This is a genomic window from Xanthobacter sp. NM-25, from assembly GCF_022138605.1.
Classification (GTDB): Bacteria; Pseudomonadota; Alphaproteobacteria; order Rhizobiales; family Xanthobacteraceae; genus Xanthobacter.
In genome coordinates, this window is sequence record NZ_JACBFS010000001.1 from 440982 (window position 1) to 459651 (window position 18670).

The following is an 18670-nucleotide window of genomic DNA, read 5'->3' on the forward strand; positions in this document are numbered from 1 at the left end:
GCGGCCGCAGGCAGCGCGCGGTCAAGCGGCGCCTGCGGCCAGGATCGGGACGGCGTTCAACCCACCTTGCGGTCGTCGTCCGGCGGTTCGTCGGCCATGAGCGACGGCTCGGCGGCCTCTTCGGTGGCGATGGCCTCCAGCATGTCCCCCTTGGCCGCCCGGCGGCCGGCGATGACGCCCACCACCACCAATTGGAAGAAGTGATAGATCATGATGGGGGTGATGATGAGAGAAAGCTGCGGCGAGGTGCCGAACATCACCTTGGCGATGGGCAGGCCGGTGGCCAGAGATTTCTTGGAGCCGCAGAACAGCACCGCCGTGGTGTCGGGATGGTTGAAGCCCACCAGCCGGCAAAACACGTCCAGGAGCGCATAGACCACGAAGAACAGCGCGGCCGCGCCGACGATGATCTCGATGATGATGGCCGGGCTCTGGCCGCTCCACACGCCGGCGACGACGCTGTCGCAGAAGGCGTTGTAGACGATGGCGAGAATGACCACCCGGTCCGCCACCTTCACGATCACCTTGTGCTTTTCCACGAAGGAGAGCAGCAGCGGCCGCACCAATTGGCCGGCCACCAGCGGCAGAATGACGATGATGACCAGCTTCAGAATCACGTCGCCCAGCGCCATGGAGCCGCCGGTGGCGTGGAGATACCAAGCCATCAGCAGCGGCGTCACGAACACGCCGATGAGGCTGGAGATGGAGGCGTTGAAGATGGCCACCGCCACATTGCCCTTGGCGAGCGAGGTCATCGCCACCGAGGACGAGACGGTGGAGGGCAGCGCCGCCAGGAAAAAGAAGCCGATGCCCACCTCTTCCGGCATCAGCCGCGAGATGAGCGGCATGGCCAGCACCACCACCAGCGGAAACAGCGCGAAGGTGGCGAGCTGCACGACGATGTGGAGCTTCCAGCGGGTGGCGCTCTCCAGCAGCCGGCGTGTGGCCAGCGAGATGCCGTAGAGGAAGAAAATGAGGCCGATACCCCAGGTGGCGGCGCTGTCGGCATGCAGCACGCCGCCGGTCGTCCCCGGCTCCGGCCAGAGCAGGGCGAGAACAACGACAGCGACAAGGGCGGGCAGGAACGGATCGATTTTCAGGCGCTTGAACATGGTCCCGGGGCAGCAGGCGTGAATGTCATGGACCCTGGACCGTTTCGCCACCTACGGCCACAGCGAAGTTCTGGAAGAACGTGTCGGCCATTTTTTTCGCTGCCCCGGCCACCAGACGCTGTCCGAGCTGAGCCAGCTTTCCACCGATCTGTGCTTCGGCGGTATAGTCCAACTTGGTCCCTGAATCCGTCTCGGTCAACCGCACCTGGGCGCCGCCCTTGGCGAATCCGGCAACGCCGCCCTCCCCTTCCCCAGAAATCCGGTAGCTTTCAGGCGGCATCAGATCGCTCAATATGACCGTGCCTTTGAACTTGGCCTTCACCGGCCCGATCTTGGCCACCACCAGGGCTTTCAATTCGCTGCCGGACACCTGCTCCAGTTCCTCACAGCCGGGAATGCAGGCTTTCAGCGTGTCGATGCTGTTCAACGCCGCCCACACCGCCGCGCGGGGGGCCGGAATCTCGACGCTCCCATTCATTTCCAGGGCCATGGCGCTCCTCCATCCGCGTCTTGAGACGCTGTCATGGCAGCATGGTGCGCGCTCACGTGCGGGGCGTGAAGATGTTCGTGCGCTGTTCGCACGAGAATTGTCACTCCGGCCGGGCCGGGTTATGAGTCGATAAAAGAGCTTCGCCCAAACATCGTGCAGGATGAATTTGTAGGCGCAGCCACCAGACAAGAGGGGTCCAGCGGCGGATGGATATCTTCCTCCAGCAGCTCATCAACGGATTGACCCTTGGGTCGATCTACGGCCTGATCGCCATTGGTTACACCATGGTGTTCGGCATCATCGGCATGGTGAATTTCGCGCACGGCGACGTATTCATGGTGAGCGCCTTCATCGGCCTCATCTGCGTGCTGCTGCTCACCACCGTGGTCGGCATCAGCTCCATCTTCCTGGTGCTCGCCATCACGCTGGTGGTGGCCATGCTGTTCACCGGCCTCACCAGCTGGGCCATCGAGCGGGTGGCCTACCGCCCCCTGCGGGGCTCGTTCCGCCTAGCGCCGATGATCTCGGCCATCGGCATGTCCATCTTCCTGTCCAACTTCGTGCAGGTGGCCCAGGGCCCGCGCAACAAGCCGTTGCCGCCGCTGGTGCCGGACGTGATCGTGCTGATGGAGCGCAACGGCTACCAAGTCACCCTCGCCTACAAGCAGATCATCATCATGGCGGTCACCGCCGGCCTGCTGTTCGGCTTCTGGTGGCTGGTGCAGAAAACGCCTCTGGGGCGGGCCCAGCGCGCCTGTGAGCAGGACCGCAAGATGGCGGCGCTGCTCGGCATCAATGTCGACCGCACCATCTCCCTCACCTTCGTCATCGGTGCCGCGCTCGCCGCCGTCGCCGGGGTGATGTACCTGATGTATTATGGGGTGGTGAACTTCGCCGATGGCTTCGTGCCGGGGGTGAAGGCCTTCACCGCGGCGGTGCTGGGCGGCATCGGCTCGCTGCCCGGGGCCGTGCTCGGCGGCCTTCTCATCGGCCTCATCGAGACTTTTTGGTCCGCCTACTTCTCCATTGAATACAAGGATGTAGCGGCCTTTTCCATCCTTGTGGTGGTGCTCATCTTCATGCCCCAGGGCCTGCTGGGCCGGCCGGAAGTGGAGAAGGTGTGATGGCGGCGCCGCACGCCTCCGACCTCTGGGAAGATGACGATAAGGCGCCGCAAGTGACAATCCCCCCCGTGGCCCCCACGCCCCGGGAGGCGGCGCTGCTGCCGGCGCTGAAGGACGCGGTGGCCAGTGGCATCATCACCGGGCTCCTGCTGTTGCCCCTGGTGGGCTTCCGCGCCACCGAAAGCGGCTCCGGGCCACTCACCCTCACCTATCGCTTCGGCCTGGTGGCCGTGCTGGCGGCGGTGGTGGCGGGGCTCCGGCTGGTGCTGAACCTCACCGTGTGGCATCCGGACCGCCGGCGCGCGGGCAAATCCAGTTCGCCGCTCGCCATCCGGCTGCGTGCGGGCGTGGCGCCATTGCTCAAGCCCGCCTTCTTCGCCCTCGCCCTCGCCTATCCCTTCCTCGCCATCCTGCTGTCCGGCGGCCTTTCCCCCAGCCGCTATTGGGTGGATCTCGGCATCTACATCCTCACCTATGTGATGCTCGGCTGGGGCCTCAACATCGTGGTGGGCCTCGCCGGCCTTCTCGACCTCGGCTACGTGGCGTTCTACGCAGTGGGCGCCTACACCTTCGCACTGCTCTCCACCTCAGTGCCGCTCAACGCCTTCTTCGATGCCCATGTGGCGGAAGGCTTCTGGGCCTCCTGGTCGTTCTGGGTGTGCCTGCCGGTGGCGGGCATCCTTGCCGGCCTGTGGGGGGTCATCCTGGGCTTTCCGGTGCTGCGGCTGCGCGGCGATTATCTCGCTATCGTCACTTTGGCTTTCGGCGAGATCATCCGTCTGGTGCTCATCAACTGGGTGTCGCTCACCAATGGCGGCGCCGGGATTTCCTCAATCCCGCCCGTGACCTTCTTCGGCATGTCGTTCGACCGGGACGACACCGGCTTTGCCGCGGTGTTCGGGCTGTCCTTCAGCCCCATGCACCGGATGATCTTCCTCTATTTCATCATCCTGGGCCTCGCCGCGCTCACGGCGCTGGCCACCATCCGGCTGCGGCAGATGCCGGTGGGTCGGGCCTGGGAGGCGCTGCGCGAGGACGAGATCGCCTGTCGCTCGCTTGGCATCAACACCACCTTGACCAAGCTCACCGCCTTCGCCACCGGCGCCATGTTCGGCGGCTTCGCCGGCGCCTTCTTCGCGGTGCGGGTGCGATTCGTCTCGCCGGAGAGCTTCACCTTCATGGAATCGGCGGTGATCCTCGCCATCGTGGTGCTGGGTGGCATGGGCTCGCAGATGGGGGTGGCCGCGGCGGCGGTGCTGCTCATCGGCGGCATGGAGATGCTGCGCAACCTCACCTTCCTGAAATCGGACTTCCTGTTCGGCTCGGATTTCGACCCCGCCCTCTACCGCATGCTGATCTTCGGCTTTGCCATGGTGGCGGTGATGGTGTGGCGCCCGCGGGGCCTCGTCGCGACCCGCATGCCGACCATTTTCTTCAAGACGCGCAGGGCGGTGTCCGGATCTCTGGTGAAGGAGGGGCACGGCTGATGAATGCGCTCGCCCCCCATTGGGATCGCGACCCAATCCTCAAGGTCGACCACCTGTCCATGCGCTTCGGCGGCCTTGTCGCCGTGGGCGACGTCACCTTCCGCGCCGGCCGCGGCGAGGTCACCGCCGTCATCGGCCCCAACGGCGCCGGCAAGACCACGGTATTCAACTGCATCACCGGCTTCTACAAGCCCTCCACCGGGCGCCTCGCTTTGATGCACGGGGGGCCGGCAAGCGACGATGAGCTCGATGCCCTCACCACCGGCGGCCTGGCCTGGAGCCGCACCGTCAACGGCGCCACCTACCTGCTGGAGCGCCTGCCGGACCACAAGGTCTCCGCCCGCGCCAAAGTGGCCCGCACCTTCCAGAACATCCGCCTGTTCTCGGGCATGACGGTGCTGGAAAACCTGCTGGTGGCGCAGCACATGTCGCTGACCCAGGCCGGGCTTCTCAACCCCGCGGCGCTGTTCAACCTGCCGTCCTGGCGGCGGCAGCAGAAGGAGGCGGTGGAGCACGCCCTTTACTGGCTGGAGCGCATCCATCTCACCGCCCGCGCCGATGATCCCGCTGGCGACCTGCCCTATGGCGACCAGCGGCGCCTGGAGATCGCCCGCGCCATGTGCACGCGGCCGGCACTGTTGTGCCTCGACGAGCCGGCGGCCGGCCTCAACCCGCGCGAATCCGCCGAGCTCAATGCCCTGCTGCTTGGCATCCGCAAGGACCACCAGACCTCGATCCTGCTCATCGAGCACGACATGAGCGTGGTGATGGAGATTTCCGACCACGTGGTGGTCCTCGAATATGGCCGCAAGATCGCCGACGGCACGCCAGAGGCGGTGCGCAACGATCCCAAGGTCATCGCCTCTTATCTCGGGGTGGAGGACGAAGCCGAGGCCGAAGCCGAAATGGGAGCCCCCGCATGAGCGCGCCGCTGCTGGCCGTGCGGGGGGTCGAGACCTTCTACGGCAACATCATGGCCCTGAAGGGCGTCGACATGGACGTCAACGAGGGGGAAATCGTCACCCTCATCGGCGCCAATGGCGCCGGCAAGTCCACGCTGATGATGACCATCTGCGGCGCGCCCCAGGCGCGGGCGGGCGCGGTCACCTTCGCGGGGAAGGACATCACTCGCCTGCCCACCCACGAGATCATGCGGCTCAAGATCGCCCAGTCGCCGGAAGGCCGGCGGATCTTCCCGCGCATGACCGTCTACGAGAATCTGCAGATGGGCGCCGCGGTGGAAGGCGGCACCCATTTCGAGGCGGATCTCGAACGCATGTTCGAGATGTTTCCCCGCCTCAAGGAGCGCATCGGCCAGCGCGGCGGCACCCTCTCCGGTGGCGAGCAGCAGATGCTGGCCATCGCCCGCGCCCTCATGAGCCGGCCGCGCCTGCTGCTTCTGGACGAGCCCTCCCTCGGCCTCGCGCCACTGGTGGTGCGGCAGATCTTCGAGGCCATCCGAACCCTCAACCAGACCGAGGGGCTGACCGTGTTCCTGGTGGAGCAGAACGCCTATCATGCGCTGAAGCTCGCCCATCGCGGCTATGTGATGGTCAACGGGCGCATCACCCTGTCCGGCACCGGCACCGAGCTTCTGGCCCGGCCAGAGGTGCGGGCCGCCTATCTTGAGGGAGGCCGCTGACATGACCCATGATCCGGGCCGCCCGTCCTCGCCGCTGCTGATCGGCCCCCTGGTGCTGCTGGTGGTGCTGGCGCTGGCCGTCGCGGTGGCGCCTGCCGTGCTGATGGGCCCCTCGCTGGGCGACTTCCTGCTGGTTTCGCTGATCCTCGGGGGAGGCGCCGCCTGGCTGACCGGCAAGGCGGTGGCCCGGGGCTGGGGCTCGCTGCTCCACCTGCTGGTCTACTGCATCCTGCTGGCCGCCGCGGTGCGCTTCGCGCATTTCGCTCTGTTCGAAGACGCGCTGTTCGAACCTTTGACCTCCCTGGTGGAGGTGCTGTTCCTGATCGCGATCGCGACGCTCGGCTTCCGGGCGGTGCGCAAGCAGCAGATGAGTGTTCAATATGGGTGGATGTTCGCACCCTCCGGCTTTCTGAGCTGGCGCCGCCAGGCGGGCGGCAGCGCGCCCGAGGTTGCCGGTTGAAGTTCTGGGGTCCTGGACCGCGGCACAACGGGTGCCCGGCCCAGCAGCATCGGATCGCGGGTCGATCCGCTATACGAGGGGAGAGATCAGATGAGGAAGCTCTTGTTGGCGTCGCTGGCGCTGGGCGCCGGCCTCGCCCTGGCGGGACAGGCCAGCGCCCAGGTGAAAATCGGCGTCGGCGGTCCCATGACCGGGTCGAACGCTGCCTTCGGCGCCCAGCTGAAGACCGGCGCCGAGCAGGCGGTGGAGGACATCAACGCCTCCGGCGGTATTCTCGGCAAGAAGATCGAACTCCTGGTCGGTGACGATGCCGGCAAGCCCGAGCAGGGCAAGTCCGCCGCCAACAAATTCATCTCCGACGGCGCGACCTTCGTGATCGGTCACTTCAACTCGGGCGTCTCCATCCCGACCTCGACCGATTACGAGGAAGCCGGCGTGCTGCAGATCAGCCCGGCGTCCACCAACCCGACCTTCACCGAGCGCAAGATGTGGAACACGTTCCGCACCTGCGGCCGCGACGACCAGCAGGGCTCGGTGGCCGGCGACTACATCGTGAAGAACTTCAAGGGCAAGAAGGTCGCCATCGTCCACGACAAGACCCCGTACGGCAAGGGTCTCGCGGACGAGACCCAGAAGGCCATGAACAAGGGCGGCATGAAGGAAGTGCTCTACGAGGGCATCAACCCCGGTGAGAAGGACTATTCGGCCCTCGTCTCCAAGCTGAAGGCCAATGGCGTCGATCTCATCTATTTCGGCGGCCTGCATCCGGAAGCCGGCCTGATCGTGCGGCAGATGCGCGACCAGGGCATGAAGACCGTGCTCTTCTCCGGCGATGGCATCACCGACAAGGAGTTCTGGACCATCGCCGGCCCCGGCGCCGAAGGTACACTGATGACCTTCGGCCCCGATCCGCGCAACAACCCGGCCGCCAAGGACATCGTCGCCGCCTTCAAGGCCAAGGGCGTCGATCCGGAAGGCTATGTGCTCTACTCCTACGCGGCCGCCCAGGTGATCAAGCAGGCGGCGGAAGCGGCCAAGTCCCTCGACCCCAAGAAGGTGGCGGACAAGATCCACTCCGGCATGACCTTCGAGACCGTGCTCGGCCCGCTCGCCTTCGACAAGAAGGGCGACATCACCAAGCTCGACTACGTGGTCTATGAGTGGAAGGACGGCAGCTACAAGCAGCTGTGACCAGCCCGGGCGTAGCGCCTGGTCCCATCAGGAAGCCCGCGCTCCGGCGCGGGCTTTTTGTTTACTCAGCCGAGCGTGGAGAGCACCGGGAAGGTCTCGATCAGCCAGTAGCTGGCATGAGCGATCCAGCCGGACATGAAGGCGATGCCGGTGAGCACCAGCAGCGCGCCCATCACCTTCTCCACCACCGGCAGCATCTTGCGCACATGCTTCAGGCTGGCCAGGAACGGCCGCACCGCCATGGCCGCCAGCAGGAACGGCACGCCGAGGCCGAGGGAATAAGTGGCGAGCAGCAGAGCGCCCTTGGAGACGGTCGCCTCGGAACCGGCCACGGCAAGGATGGCTCCCAGCACCGGCCCCAGGCAGGGGGTCCAGCCGAAGGCGAAGGCGAGGCCCATGACAAAGGCCCCCCACAGGCCGGACGGCTCGTTCACGTGTGGCCGGGCGGTGCGATGCAGGAGATGGATCTTGAACACGCCCAGGAAGTTGAGGCCCATGACCAGAATGGCGAGGCCCGCCACCATGGACAGAATATCGAGATGGGCCCGCAGCAGGTCGCCGAGGGCCGAAGCCCCCGCCCCCAGCAGCACGAACACCACGGTGAAGCCGCTGACGAACAGGGCTGCGCCCACCATGGCGCGGCGGCCCACCTCCTTCACCGGCTCGTCGCCCGCCAGATCATCCAGCGTGCTGCCGCCGAGAAAGCACAGATAGGGCGGCACCAGCGGCAGCACGCATGGCGACACGAAGCTCACGAGGCCGGCCAGAAAGGCGGCGGGAAGGGTAACGTCGGTCATGGAACCCTGACGCAGGACGAAAACGACATGTGGCGCCCGTCATGGGCCGCCCGGGCGGCCGCGGCAAGCCGCACATCGCCGCGCTCGCCCGCTTGTGAGCGGCGCCGGGCGCAGTTCCCGTCCCCAAGGCAGGCGGCAAAGATGGCCGCAGCCCATTCCCTCGACGCGACAAAGCACTCTAAAACAGTGCCGATGGAGGGACCCGATGCGCAACCTCATTACCGATGTCGCGGGCCTGAAGGTGGGCCATGCCGAGCATCTCGCCCATGCCACCGGCGTCACGGTGGTGGTGTGCGACGCCCCCACCGTCGCGGCCGTTGACGTGCGCGGCGGCGGTCCCGGCACGCGGGAGACCGACCTGCTGGCGCCCGTCGCCACCGTGGATGGAGTCGACGCCGTGGTGTTGTCCGGCGGCTCGGCCTTCGGCCTGGATGCGGCGGCGGGCGTCATGGGCGCCCTCGCGGCCCAGGGGCGCGGGTTCGCCGTGGGCGATGCGCGGGTGCCCATCGTTCCCGCCGCGGTGATGTTCGATCTCCTCAACGGTGGCGACAAATCCTGGGGCGAGGATCCGCCCTATCGGGCGCTGGGGCGCGCCGCGGTGGCCGCCGCCGGGCTCGACGTGCCGCTCGGCAGCGTCGGCGCCGGGCTCGGCGCCACCACCGCCACCGTCAAGGGCGGGCTCGGCTCGGCCTCGGCGGTGCTGGCCTCGGGCCATGTGGTGGGCGCCATCGTGGCGGTCAATGCAGTGGGTTCCCCGCTGTTCGGCCCCGGTCCCCACTTCCGAGCCGCGCCCTACGAGCGCGATGGCGAGTTCGGCGGCCTCGGCCTGCCCGGACGCATCCCCGACGAAGCCCTGGCGCCCGCCCTCAAGGGGCACCTGCCACGTACCGCCACCACCATCGCCGTTGTCGCCTGCGATGCGATCCTCAGCAAGGCACAGACCCAGCGTCTTGCCGTCATGGCTCAGGATGGGCTCGCCCTGTCGCTGTTCCCCATCCACACCCCGCTCGACGGGGACTGCGTATTCGCCCTCGCCACCGGCCGCCGCGCCCTGGCGGAGCCGGTGGTGGACCTGACCCGTCTTGGCGCATGCGCAGCCACGGTGCTGGCGCGGGCGGTGGCGCGGGCGGTATTCACCGCCAAGGCGCTGCCGGTCCCCAATGCCCAGCCCAGCTGGCGGGACCTCTATGGTGCGCCCGCCGCCACCCTCCAGCCCTGAAAGAAAATTCATGAGCGAGACCCGTTCCGCCGTTCCGCCGAGCGCCGCTCCAGGCCCGGGTTCGACTTCCGCGCCCAAGACGCGCACCCGGCGCCGGCCGCCGGACAATCCCGGTCTCGGCGGAGCCCTGATGGTGGTCTTCTGGTGCGCCTGCGGCATCACCGCTTTGCCGCTGGCCGGGCTATTCGCTCTGGTGGCCAACACCGGCGTGTCGGGCGCCTCCTGGGCGCTGACCGAAGCCTTCGCCGGCGCGACCCTGCAGGCCCATGTGTTGCGCCTCGGCCTTTGGCCGCAGCTGGTGCTGTTCGCCTGGGGCATTAGCTTCGTGGTGCTGACGGTGATGCGCGCGCGCATCACGCTGATGGTGGCGCCGGTTGTGCTGGCGGCCTGGGTGGCGGTGAGCGCCTATTGTCAGTTCGCCATGCGCGCGGCCATGGCACCGGACGGCGCCACCCTGGCCGATTTCGCAGCGCTGACGCCCGGCATCCTGGCCCAGGTGGTGGCGACCGCCGCCCTGTTCGGCTACTTCCGCGACGGCGCCCGCCCGAAGGCCTATTACAACCGCGGCTGAGGCGCACCGACCGGGCGGGCGGCTGCCGGCCGTCCGCCCCGCCGCTTTACAGAAAGCGACGCGCGGAAAACGGCTTGGGATCGGTGAAGGGGGTGTCCCCGGCCATCATCTGTGCCAGCAGCAGACCGGTGACGGGCCCCAGCGTGAGCCCCCAATGACCGTGGCCCACGGCCAGATGAAGGCCCGCCAGGCCCGGGGCCGGGCCGATGATGGGCTTGGAATCGGGCAGTGCGGGCCGCCGCCCCAGCCATGGCTCGCTCTCGCGCACCGCACCGAGGGGCAGCAGCTCCCGCGCCATGGGAATGTCCTGCTCCACCTGCCGCGGGGTCGGCGCCGCATCGCGCCCGGCGAACTCCACACCGGTGGTGAGGCGAATGCCATAGCGGGTGTTCTGCAAGGCATAGCCGCCGGCTACGTCGACCACCGCCCGCCCCAGCTGCAGGCCCTGTTCAGGCGCCAGATGCACGTGATAGCCGCGCTTGGAGATCAACGGCAGCTGGATGCCGAGCGGCGCCAAAAGGTCGAGGCTCCAGGGGCCGAGACACACCACCGCCTCCTCCGCGTCCACCGGCCCTTCTGCGGTTTCGGCCCGCCAGCGCGGACCAGCACGCCGCAGGCTGCGCGCATCCCCTGAAAGCAGCAGTCCCCCGCGCCGCTCGAACAGCGCCGCATAGGCCTTCACGAGGCCGCCGGGGTCGGAGCAATTATCGCAATCGTGCCAATGAATGGCATGGGTGAAGCGTGGACGCAGCGCCGGCTCCAGGGCCAGGGCCCCGGCGGTGTCGTGCACCGTGTAGGCCACCTTCAAATCATCGGCGAGCGCGCGTTCGGCGGTCGTGGCGGCGAACAGCGCCGGCGTGCGGTAGAGCTTCAGCCATCCGGTGGGGGCCAACAGATCCATGGCCCCGGCTGGCTCCGCCAGAAGGTGGTGCTCGGCGCGGGCACGGGCCAACAGGGGCCGCAGCTCCCGCGCGGTGGTGACGAGCGCTGCCGGCGCCGATTTCTGGAAATAGGCCCATAGCCAGGGCGCCAGGGCCGGCAGATCCGCGAGGTGGTAATTGCTTTCCGGCGCCTGCTTCAGCGCGTGGCGCAGCAACACCAGAGGATCGTGCGGGAAGGCCACGGGAAACAGCGCACTGCCTTCGATGCAGCCGGCGTTGCCGAACGAGGTCCCTTCCCCCGGCGGCGCGTGATCCATGAGCACCGCCGACAATCCCCGCGCCTGCAGATGCAGGGCGACGCTGACCCCGATGATTCCCGCGCCCAGGACGACCACATCGCAACGCGCCATGTTCGGTGGCTCCTCTCGCCGACACCACCGATCTTACATCATTCCCCCCAATCTTCGACCGCGCGCGCCGCCAGCGCGGCGCCCCTCACCGGCGCCCGCGGCGTCGCGACCACGCCACGGCCAGGCTGACCGCCACCAGCGTCGTCGCCAACCCATACCAAGTAAGGGCATATTCCAGATGGCGGTTGGGAAAGACGAGGCGCGTCGCGCCCCCGCGCGGCCACCCCCCGGGCGCAACTGGGGCGTCCTGATCAATGATGAAGGGGGCGGCATCGATGAGCCCGCGGGCAGCGGCGATGGAACCGGGATCGCGCCGATAGAAGGCATTGCCGGCCTCGTCATTGGCCGGCACGAACCAGCTGGCGGCCTCGGGCATGCGCAGCAGCCCGACCACTTCCGCCTCACCCGCGATCTGGCCATCGGCGCGCGCATGCGGATCACGCAGAGCCAAAGGAACGAAGCCGCGATTGATGAGAAGCGGAGGACCATCGGCGCGCATCAGGGGAGTGATCACCAGATACCCGGCGCCGCGCGGCTCCGGCTCGTCCGAGCCGCGCACGGTATAGACGAGGGCTTCGCGGGCGTGATCGAACACGCCGCGCGCCCGAACGTGGCGATATTCATCCCGCTCCCGGGTCAATTGCGGCCATTCCCGTGGCGCCGGAACGGGAGCGGGTTCGGCATGGGCGCGGGCCTCCACCTGCGCCAGCAGGTCCTCCTTCCAGGCCCGCCGCTGCAATTGCCAGGTGCCGAGACCGATCAGCACGGCGAGCGCCACCCCCACCGCCAGCAGCGCCACCAGTGCGCGCCCTGTGGCCCACGGGGCGGACAGCGTGGCGAGGCGCAACGGCAGCCCCCCCGGGTGGCCCGTCCCCTCGCCCCGATCCAGCCGATCCAGCGGTAGCGACGACCGACGGCTCATGGCACGCGACGGTCGAGCTGCCCCTCGGCCGCCTTGTTGCGATACTGCAGCGCCACCATGAGCCCCTTCAGCGGGCGCAACAGGCCGAGGGTGAGCACGAGGATGGCGGGTATCCAAAGTGCCGCGTGCACCCAAAGGGGCGGCTCGAACGCCGCCTCCACCCAGAAGGCCAGCGCCACCACCACGAAACCGCCGATGAGGATGACGAACACCGCCGGCCCGTCGCCGGCATCGGCGAAACCATAGTCGAGCCCGCACACGTCGCATCGGGGCGCCAGATCCAGGAAGCCGCGGAAGAGGTGGCCCCGACCACAACGCGGGCAATGACCCATGAGCCCCGCGCCGAGCGGGGAGATGACGTCATGGGGAGAATGGCGCGCCATGGTCTAGCCTCCGCTTCGTGCCCGCGCTTCCTGCCTCCGGCTCCGTCAGTGGGCGGACGCGCCCACCGACCCCCACACATAGATGAACACGAACAGGAACAGCCACACCACGTCGACGAAGTGCCAGTACCAAGCCGCCGCCTCCAGGCCGAAATGCCGCTCCGGCCGAAAATCTCCCAGATAGGCGCGCAGCAGGCACACCGCCAGGAACACGGTGCCGACGATCACATGGAAACCATGGAAGCCGGTGGCCATGAAGAAGGTGGAACCATAGATGTTTCCGGCGAAGGCGAAGTGTGCGTGCCAATATTCGTAGACCTGGCAAAAAGTGAACAGCACACCCAGCCCCACCGTGGACCACAGGCCCAGCCGCAACCCGTCACGGTCGCCTTCGATCAGCGCATGGTGCGCCCAGGTGAGGGTGGTGGCGGAGGTCAGCAGGATCAGTGTGTTGAGCAGCGGCAGGTGCCAGGGGTCCAGCGTCTCGATGCCCTGCGGCGGCCAGACCCCGCCGGTGACCTCCGCGCGCTGGAAATTGATCGCCTCCCCGGCGAACAGGGAGGCATCGAAGAAGGCCCAGAACCAGGCGACGAAGAACATCACCTCCGAGGCGATGAAGAGAATGGTGCCATAGCGCAGGCCCAGATCCACCACCTGAGTGTGGAAGCCCCGGTAGCCTTCCAGGATCACGTCCCGCCACCAGCCGAACATGGTGTAGAGCACGCCCAGCAACCCGGCCAGCATGACAAGGCTGGTGCCCCCGTGCAGCCACACCACCGCGCCGCCGGTGAGCAGCAGGGCCGAGACCGAGCCGATGATCGGCCACGGGCTCGGAGGAACCATATGGTAATCGTGCGTCTTGACGTGTGCCTCGGCCATGGTGGCGGCCTCCTTCTTGTGCCGTCAACGGCATCGATCTTGGCGTTCTCTCTCCCGTCCCATCCAAGAACGGCGCCGACCCGGGACGGGGATCGGCGCCCTGCGGGCGGCTAAAGCTGCGCCGCTCCCGCCGTCCGGCCCGCCGCCCGCTGGGCCTGCGGCTTGGCCGGGAAAAAGGTGTAGGACAAGGTGATGGCGGGCAGCGCCTTCAGGTCAGGATCGTCCAGAATGGACGGGTCCACATAGAAGACCACCGGCATGTCGGCGCGCTCGCCAGCTCCCAGATGCTGCTCCTCGAAACAGAAGCACTGCAGCTTCACGAAATAGGCCCCCGCCTGGGGTGGGGAGACGTTGTAGGTGGCATTGGCGGCGGTCGCGGCCGTAGAGGTGTTGCGGGTGGTGTAATGGGCCAGGCTGGTGGCGCCGATCTTCACCGACATCTCCCGCTGATCCGGGGTGAACGACCAGGGCAGGCCCGCTGCCACGTTGGCATCGAAGCGGATGACGATCTGCCGCTCGCTCACGGCCGCCGGCGCCGCGACCCCGACCCGGGTGCTGCCGCCGAAACCGGTCAGGGAGCAGAACGCCGCGTAAAGCGGGACCGAGGCATAGGTGACCCCGACCATGGCACCGATGAATGCCAGGCAGCACAGCGCCACGAGCCGCCGCCGGCCCCGATCCCCCGATATTGGCGCCTGCCGAGCCATCGCTCTCTCCTTACAAGGGGCGGACCAGCACGCCGGGGCCGAGCTTCACCAGGGTGACCACGTAGAACAGCACCGCCAGCAGCCCCAGGGTGAGAGCGATGGCCAGACTGCGCGCGCGGCGGCTGCGCAATTGCTCCGGCGTCAGCACCACCCCCGGCTCGGCACCGGTGGGGCGCAGCGGCACCACCGGTGCGACCGTCCGGGCGGCGGGGAGGCCCCGCGCGCGGCTGCGATCGACCGCCGGCGGCGGCATGGCACGGTTGCCCTTGGTGTGTCCGCGTCGCGTCACCACAAACCTCCCGTCGAGACCGGCCCCATGAGCGCCTCCGCCAGCAAGGTGGCGAACAGCGCGAAGAGGTAGAGAATGGAAAAGCCGAACAGGCCCTTGGCCGCCTTCACCGCTGCCTCGCCCTCGCGCAGGCGGAACACCCGCAGCGCCCGCGTCACCATCAGCCCGCCGCACAGCAGTGCCACCGCGCCATAAAGGGGGCCGGCAAAGCCCAGCACCGCGGGGCTGGCCGCCAGCGGCACCAGGAACAGGGTGTAAAGCAGGATCTGCAGCCGGGTCTGGTCCGGCCCGGCCACCACGGGCAGCATGGGAACGCCGGCCCGGGCGTAGTCATCGGCGCGAAACAGCGCCAGCGACCAGAAATGCGGCGGTGTCCAGAAGAAGATGATGGCCACCAGCAACACCGGCTCCAGGGAGACGCTGTCCGCCGCAGCCGCCCAGGCCACCAGTGGCGGCAACGCCCCCGCCGCGCCGCCAATGACGATGTTCTGCGGCGTGGTCCGCTTCAGCCACATGCTGTAGATGACCACATAGAAGAAGATGGTGAAGGCCAGAAGGCCGGCGGCAAGGGCATTGACCACCAGCCCCAGCACCCCCACCGAAAAGGCGGAGAGGGTGAGGCCGAACGCCAGAGCCTCGCGCGGTGCGATCCGGCCGGCGGGAATGGGGCGGCCAGCGGTGCGCGCCATCACCGCATCGATATCCGCATCCCACCACATGTTGAGCGCGCCGGCCGCGCCCGCCCCCACCGCGATGCACAGCAGCGCCGTGAAACCGAGCACCGGATGTAAGTCACCCGGCGCCCGCAGCAGCCCCACCAGGGCGGTGAACACCACCAGCGACATGACCCGTGGCTTGAGCAGAGCGATGAAGTCGCGCGGCGTCGCCACGCCCTGCCCCATCTCCCCGGTGAATCCGGAGCGGGTCACATGTCCCAGGCTCGCATCCACGTCGCTCATGATGGCGCCCTTTCGCGTTCGACACCCTTAAGCCGGAGGCAACCCGAAGGCGGCGCTCGCCGCCCTCGGCCGCCCTCACTTGATCCGCGGCAGCACCTCGAACTGGTGGAATGGCGGCGGTGACGACAAGGTCCATTCCAGGGTGGTCGCGCCCACGCCCCAGGGGTTGTTGCCCGCCTTCTCCTTGCGCAGGAAAGCCAGTGTGGTGCCGGTGAGGAAGATCAGCACCGCGCATCCCGAGATGTAGGAGCCGATGGACGAGACGAAGTTCCAGGGCGCGAAGGCGTCGGGATAATCCGCATAGCGGCGCGGCATGCCGGCGAGCCCGAGGAAATGTTGCGGAAAGAAGACCAGGTTGACGCCGACGAACGTCACCCAGAAATGCAGCTTGCCCCAGAATTCCGGGATCATGTAGCCAAACATCTTCGGGAACCAATAGTACCAGCCGGCGAAGATGGCGAACACCGCCCCCAGCGACAGCACATAATGGAAGTGGGCCACCACATAATAGGTGTCGTGCAGCGACCGGTCGATGCCCGCATTGGACAGAACGACACCGGTCACGCCCCCTACGGTGAACAGGAAGATGAAGCCGATCGCCCACAGCATGGGGGTGCGGAACTGGATGGATCCGCCCCACATGGTGGCGATCCACGAGAAGATCTTCACGCCAGTAGGCACCGCGATGATCATGGTCGCGGCCACGAAATACGATTGGGTTCCGGCGGACAGGCCCACCGTATACATGTGGTGCGCCCACACCACGAACCCGACCACGCCGATGGCCACCATGGCGTAGGCCATGCCCAGATAGCCGAACACCGGCTTGCGGGCGAAAGTCGCCACGATATGGGAGACGATGCCGAAGCCCGGCAGGATGAGGATGTAGACTTCCGGATGGCCGAAGAACCAGAACAGATGCTGGAACAGGATGGGATCACCCCCGCCCGCCGGATCGAAGAAGGTGGTGCCGAAGTTGCGGTCGGTGAGCAGCATGGTGATGGCGCCCGCCAGCACCGGCAGCGACAGCAGCAGCAGGAAGCCGGTGACCAGCTGCGACCACACGAACAGCGGCATCTTGTGCAGCGTCATGCCGGGTGCGCGCATGTTGAAGATGGTGGTGATGAGGTTGATGGCGCCGAGCAACGACGACACGCCGGCCAGATGCAGGGCGAAGATCAGCAGATCCATGGCCGGCCCGGGGTGTCCGACCTTGGATGACAAAGGCGGATAGATGGTCCAGCCGCCGCCGAAGCCGTTGGAGCCCGGGGCCCCCTCCACGAACAGGGAGGAAATGGCCAGGATGAAGGCCGGCGGCAGCAGCCAGAAGGCGATGTTGTTGATGCGCGGAAAGGCGGTATCCGGCGCGCCGATCATCAGCGGAACGAAATAATTGCCATAGCCGCCAATCAGCGCCGGCATCACCATGAAAAAGATCATGATGAGGCCATGGGCCGTGGTGAAGACATTGAAAATCTGCGGATCGGCAAAGATCTGCATGCCCGGCTGCTGCAGTTCCATGCGGATGGCGATGGAAAGCGCGCCGCCCATGACCCCCGCCACGATGGCGAAGATCAGGTACATGAGGCCGATGTCCTTGTGATTGGTCGAGAACAGCCAACGCCGCCATCCGGTGGGGATGGGCGCGTGATCGACGGCGGAAACGGCCTCGCTAACCATGCCCGTGGTCCTTTTCTTGGATCCGTCTCTCTCACCGGCTTCAACGCCGGTGGTGGCAAGGGCTGTCGGAGTTCTGCCGCCCCGATCAAGCCCCTGCTCCCTCTGGTCCGGGCCGCCGGCGGCCGCCCGGGAAACGTGTCGAACCGGCGAGCCTAGCGCGCGTCGGCGAGCTGCCCGACGGCATCCTCGGCGGAGGCGAAGCGCCCCTTGGCGCTGGCCAGCCACGCCTCGTAATCCTGCGCGTTGAGGGCGCGGACGGCGATCGGCATGAAGGCGTGATCCCGCCCGCACAATTCCGAACACTGGCCGTAATAGACGCCCTCTTTGGTGACCTTGAACCAGGTCTCGTTCAGCCGCCCGGGCAGGGCATCGATCTTGATGCCGAACGATGGCACGGCGAACGAATGGATCACGTCGGCGGCGGTCACCTGAACGCGGATCACCTTGTCGACGGGAACCACCAGCTCATTGTCGACGGTCAGCAGCCGGGGCTGCCCGGGCTTCAGGTCCTTGTCGGCCACCAGCATGGAGTCGAAGCCGAAGCCGCCATCATCCGGATATTCGTAGGACCAATACCATTGGTGCCCCACCGCCTTCACAGTGAGATCCGCCGTCGGCACCTTGAGTTCCAGATGCAGCAGGCGGAACGAGGGGATGGCGATGGCCACCAGGATCATCACCGGCACCACGGTCCAGGCCACCTCGATCAAGGTATTGTGGCTGGTGCGCGAGGGCGTGGGATTGGCCTTCTCGTTGAAGCGCAGCACCACGATGGCGAGCAGCACCAGAACGAACAGCACGATGGATGTGATGATCACCAGCAAGAAGCTGTTGAACGACCGGATACTCTCCATGACGGGCGTGGCTGCGCCCTGCAGATTCATCTGCCACGGAGAGGGTTGACCCGTCCCGGCGAAAGCCGCCGGAGCGGCGAACAGCACCGCGGAAAAACTCGACGCGGCGCAGACGGCTGTGCCGATGCGCGACATCATCTCGAACGCCTCTTCCCTGGCTCGGCTCGTCAGTGCCGATGTCCGTTCCGGCTTTCACCGCAATTCGTCGGCTTTTGCCGATCTGAGGTCAGGCTGCCACGTTCCCCGGCGATCATCAAACACAATCACCTCCACGCGGCCCAGAACTGGAGCGTCGCTGCAATGCGACACTCTGCCCCTCTCTCCCGCGGCCCTCCGTCGCCATTTCCGCTGGCAGGCGCAGCCTCGTAAAAATTGTTCCAGATCAATTCTATGCCGCCGCCGCGCCCCCGCGCCGGTTCGCCGACCACGGTCCGGGGGCCGCGGCCACATGAGACAATTCACCGCAGGTTAGGCGGATATCCGCCCGTATCGCCATGGCGGCGTCCATGGGCGATCCCGGAGACGCCGGCGGGGGCGAAGGGCGGAACGGCACCGGAATCGCCCCATTGTTGACAGGAACGCCTGAGCATTAAGGCAATCGTTGCGAAATCCC

At 67.1% G+C, this 18670-nt stretch carries 20 protein-coding genes; 8 read left to right on the top strand and 12 right to left on the bottom strand.

Annotation, left to right across the window (positions count from 1 at the left end; all coding sequences use genetic code 11):
• Positions 1-56 precede the first annotated feature (56 nt).
• Together MEU52_RS02085 and MEU52_RS02090 are read right to left on the bottom strand one after the other, a co-directional pair.
• Positions 57-1112 carry a bile acid:sodium symporter family protein gene (locus MEU52_RS02085; protein WP_238121616.1) on the bottom strand — a complete coding sequence of 352 codons (1056 nt, stop codon included), beginning with the start codon at positions 1110-1112 and terminating at the stop codon, positions 57-59.
• A 25-nt stretch (positions 1113-1137) separates the two neighbouring features.
• Complete coding sequence (locus tag MEU52_RS02090) at positions 1138-1602, bottom strand: SRPBCC family protein (protein ID WP_238121615.1); 465 nt, start codon at positions 1600-1602, stop codon at positions 1138-1140.
• Positions 1603-1808: 206 nt separating this feature from the next.
• On the opposite strand from MEU52_RS02090, the gene MEU52_RS02095 reads away from it, so the two are divergent.
• The 6 genes from MEU52_RS02095 to MEU52_RS02120 all read left to right on the top strand — a co-directional run bounded on the left by MEU52_RS02095 (position 1809) and on the right by MEU52_RS02120 (position 7506).
• Positions 1809-2726, top strand: coding sequence for an ABC transporter permease subunit (locus tag MEU52_RS02095; protein WP_238121614.1), 918 nt, complete (start codon positions 1809-1811; stop codon positions 2724-2726).
• Complete coding sequence (gene livM / locus MEU52_RS02100) at positions 2726-4213, top strand: high-affinity branched-chain amino acid ABC transporter permease LivM (RefSeq protein WP_443265828.1); 1488 nt, start codon at positions 2726-2728, stop codon at positions 4211-4213. Before MEU52_RS02095 ends, livM begins: the two co-directional genes overlap by 1 nt.
• Entirely contained in the window at positions 4213-5136 is a 924-nt protein-coding gene (locus tag MEU52_RS02105) for an ABC transporter ATP-binding protein (RefSeq protein ID WP_238121612.1), read from the top strand. Before livM ends, MEU52_RS02105 begins: the two co-directional genes overlap by 1 nt.
• Positions 5133-5855, top strand: a complete 723-nt coding sequence (locus MEU52_RS02110; RefSeq protein ID WP_238121611.1) for an ABC transporter ATP-binding protein — start codon at positions 5133-5135, stop codon at positions 5853-5855. Before MEU52_RS02105 ends, MEU52_RS02110 begins: the two co-directional genes overlap by 4 nt.
• Position 5856: 1 nt before the next feature.
• Complete coding sequence (locus tag MEU52_RS02115; RefSeq protein WP_238121609.1) at positions 5857-6315, top strand: DUF6867 family protein; 459 nt, start codon at positions 5857-5859, stop codon at positions 6313-6315.
• 90 nt (positions 6316-6405) lie between these two features.
• Positions 6406-7506 (top strand): branched-chain amino acid ABC transporter substrate-binding protein, encoded by a 1101-nt coding sequence (locus MEU52_RS02120; protein WP_238121607.1) that lies wholly within the window; start codon positions 6406-6408, stop codon positions 7504-7506.
• A 65-nt stretch (positions 7507-7571) separates the two neighbouring features.
• Here MEU52_RS02120 and MEU52_RS02125 read toward each other — a convergent pair whose 3' ends face one another.
• Complete coding sequence (locus MEU52_RS02125; RefSeq protein WP_238121605.1) at positions 7572-8303, bottom strand: cytochrome c biogenesis CcdA family protein; 732 nt, start codon at positions 8301-8303, stop codon at positions 7572-7574.
• Between the two features lie 205 nt (positions 8304-8508).
• Between MEU52_RS02125 and MEU52_RS02130 the strand changes: the two genes are divergently transcribed.
• Positions 8509-9522, top strand: coding sequence for a P1 family peptidase (locus tag MEU52_RS02130; protein WP_238121604.1), 1014 nt, complete (start codon positions 8509-8511; stop codon positions 9520-9522).
• Positions 9523-9532: 10 nt separating this feature from the next.
• On the top strand, positions 9533-10093 hold the full coding sequence (locus MEU52_RS02135; RefSeq protein WP_238121603.1) for a hypothetical protein: 561 nt from the start codon (positions 9533-9535) through the stop codon (positions 10091-10093).
• A 46-nt stretch (positions 10094-10139) separates the two neighbouring features.
• Here the strand turns inward: MEU52_RS02135 and MEU52_RS02140 are convergent, their stop codons facing one another.
• From MEU52_RS02140 to coxB, 9 genes are all read right to left on the bottom strand, one after another.
• Complete coding sequence (locus MEU52_RS02140; protein WP_238121602.1) at positions 10140-11384, bottom strand: NAD(P)/FAD-dependent oxidoreductase; 1245 nt, start codon at positions 11382-11384, stop codon at positions 10140-10142.
• A gap of 85 nt (positions 11385-11469) precedes the next feature.
• Positions 11470-12306, bottom strand: coding sequence for an SURF1 family protein (locus tag MEU52_RS02145; RefSeq protein ID WP_238121601.1), 837 nt, complete (start codon positions 12304-12306; stop codon positions 11470-11472).
• Positions 12303-12689 carry a DUF983 domain-containing protein gene (locus tag MEU52_RS02150; protein WP_238121600.1) on the bottom strand — a complete coding sequence of 129 codons (387 nt, stop codon included), beginning with the start codon at positions 12687-12689 and terminating at the stop codon, positions 12303-12305. Before MEU52_RS02150 ends, MEU52_RS02145 begins: the two co-directional genes overlap by 4 nt.
• 45 nt (positions 12690-12734) lie before the next feature.
• Complete coding sequence (locus MEU52_RS02155) at positions 12735-13568, bottom strand: cytochrome c oxidase subunit 3 (protein ID WP_238121599.1); 834 nt, start codon at positions 13566-13568, stop codon at positions 12735-12737.
• A 110-nt stretch (positions 13569-13678) separates the two neighbouring features.
• A complete protein-coding gene (locus MEU52_RS02160) occupies positions 13679-14275 on the bottom strand; it encodes a cytochrome c oxidase assembly protein (protein ID WP_238121598.1) in 597 nt (198 codons plus the stop codon).
• A gap of 10 nt (positions 14276-14285) precedes the next feature.
• Positions 14286-14564: a hypothetical protein gene (locus MEU52_RS02165; RefSeq protein WP_238122043.1), complete on the bottom strand. Its 279-nt coding sequence runs from the start codon at positions 14562-14564 to the stop codon at positions 14286-14288.
• The gene (locus MEU52_RS02170; RefSeq protein ID WP_238122017.1) at positions 14561-15466 is read right to left on the bottom strand and encodes a heme o synthase; all 906 of its coding nucleotides are present in this window, start codon (positions 15464-15466) and stop codon (positions 14561-14563) included. Before MEU52_RS02170 ends, MEU52_RS02165 begins: the two co-directional genes overlap by 4 nt.
• A 132-nt stretch (positions 15467-15598) precedes the next feature.
• The gene (gene ctaD, locus MEU52_RS02175) at positions 15599-17203 is read right to left on the bottom strand and encodes a cytochrome c oxidase subunit I (RefSeq protein ID WP_238121597.1); all 1605 of its coding nucleotides are present in this window, start codon (positions 17201-17203) and stop codon (positions 15599-15601) included.
• Positions 17204-17355: 152 nt separating this feature from the next.
• Positions 17356-18192: a cytochrome c oxidase subunit II gene (coxB, locus tag MEU52_RS02180; protein ID WP_273546224.1), complete on the bottom strand. Its 837-nt coding sequence runs from the start codon at positions 18190-18192 to the stop codon at positions 17356-17358.
• Between the last annotated feature and the right edge of the window lie 478 nt (positions 18193-18670).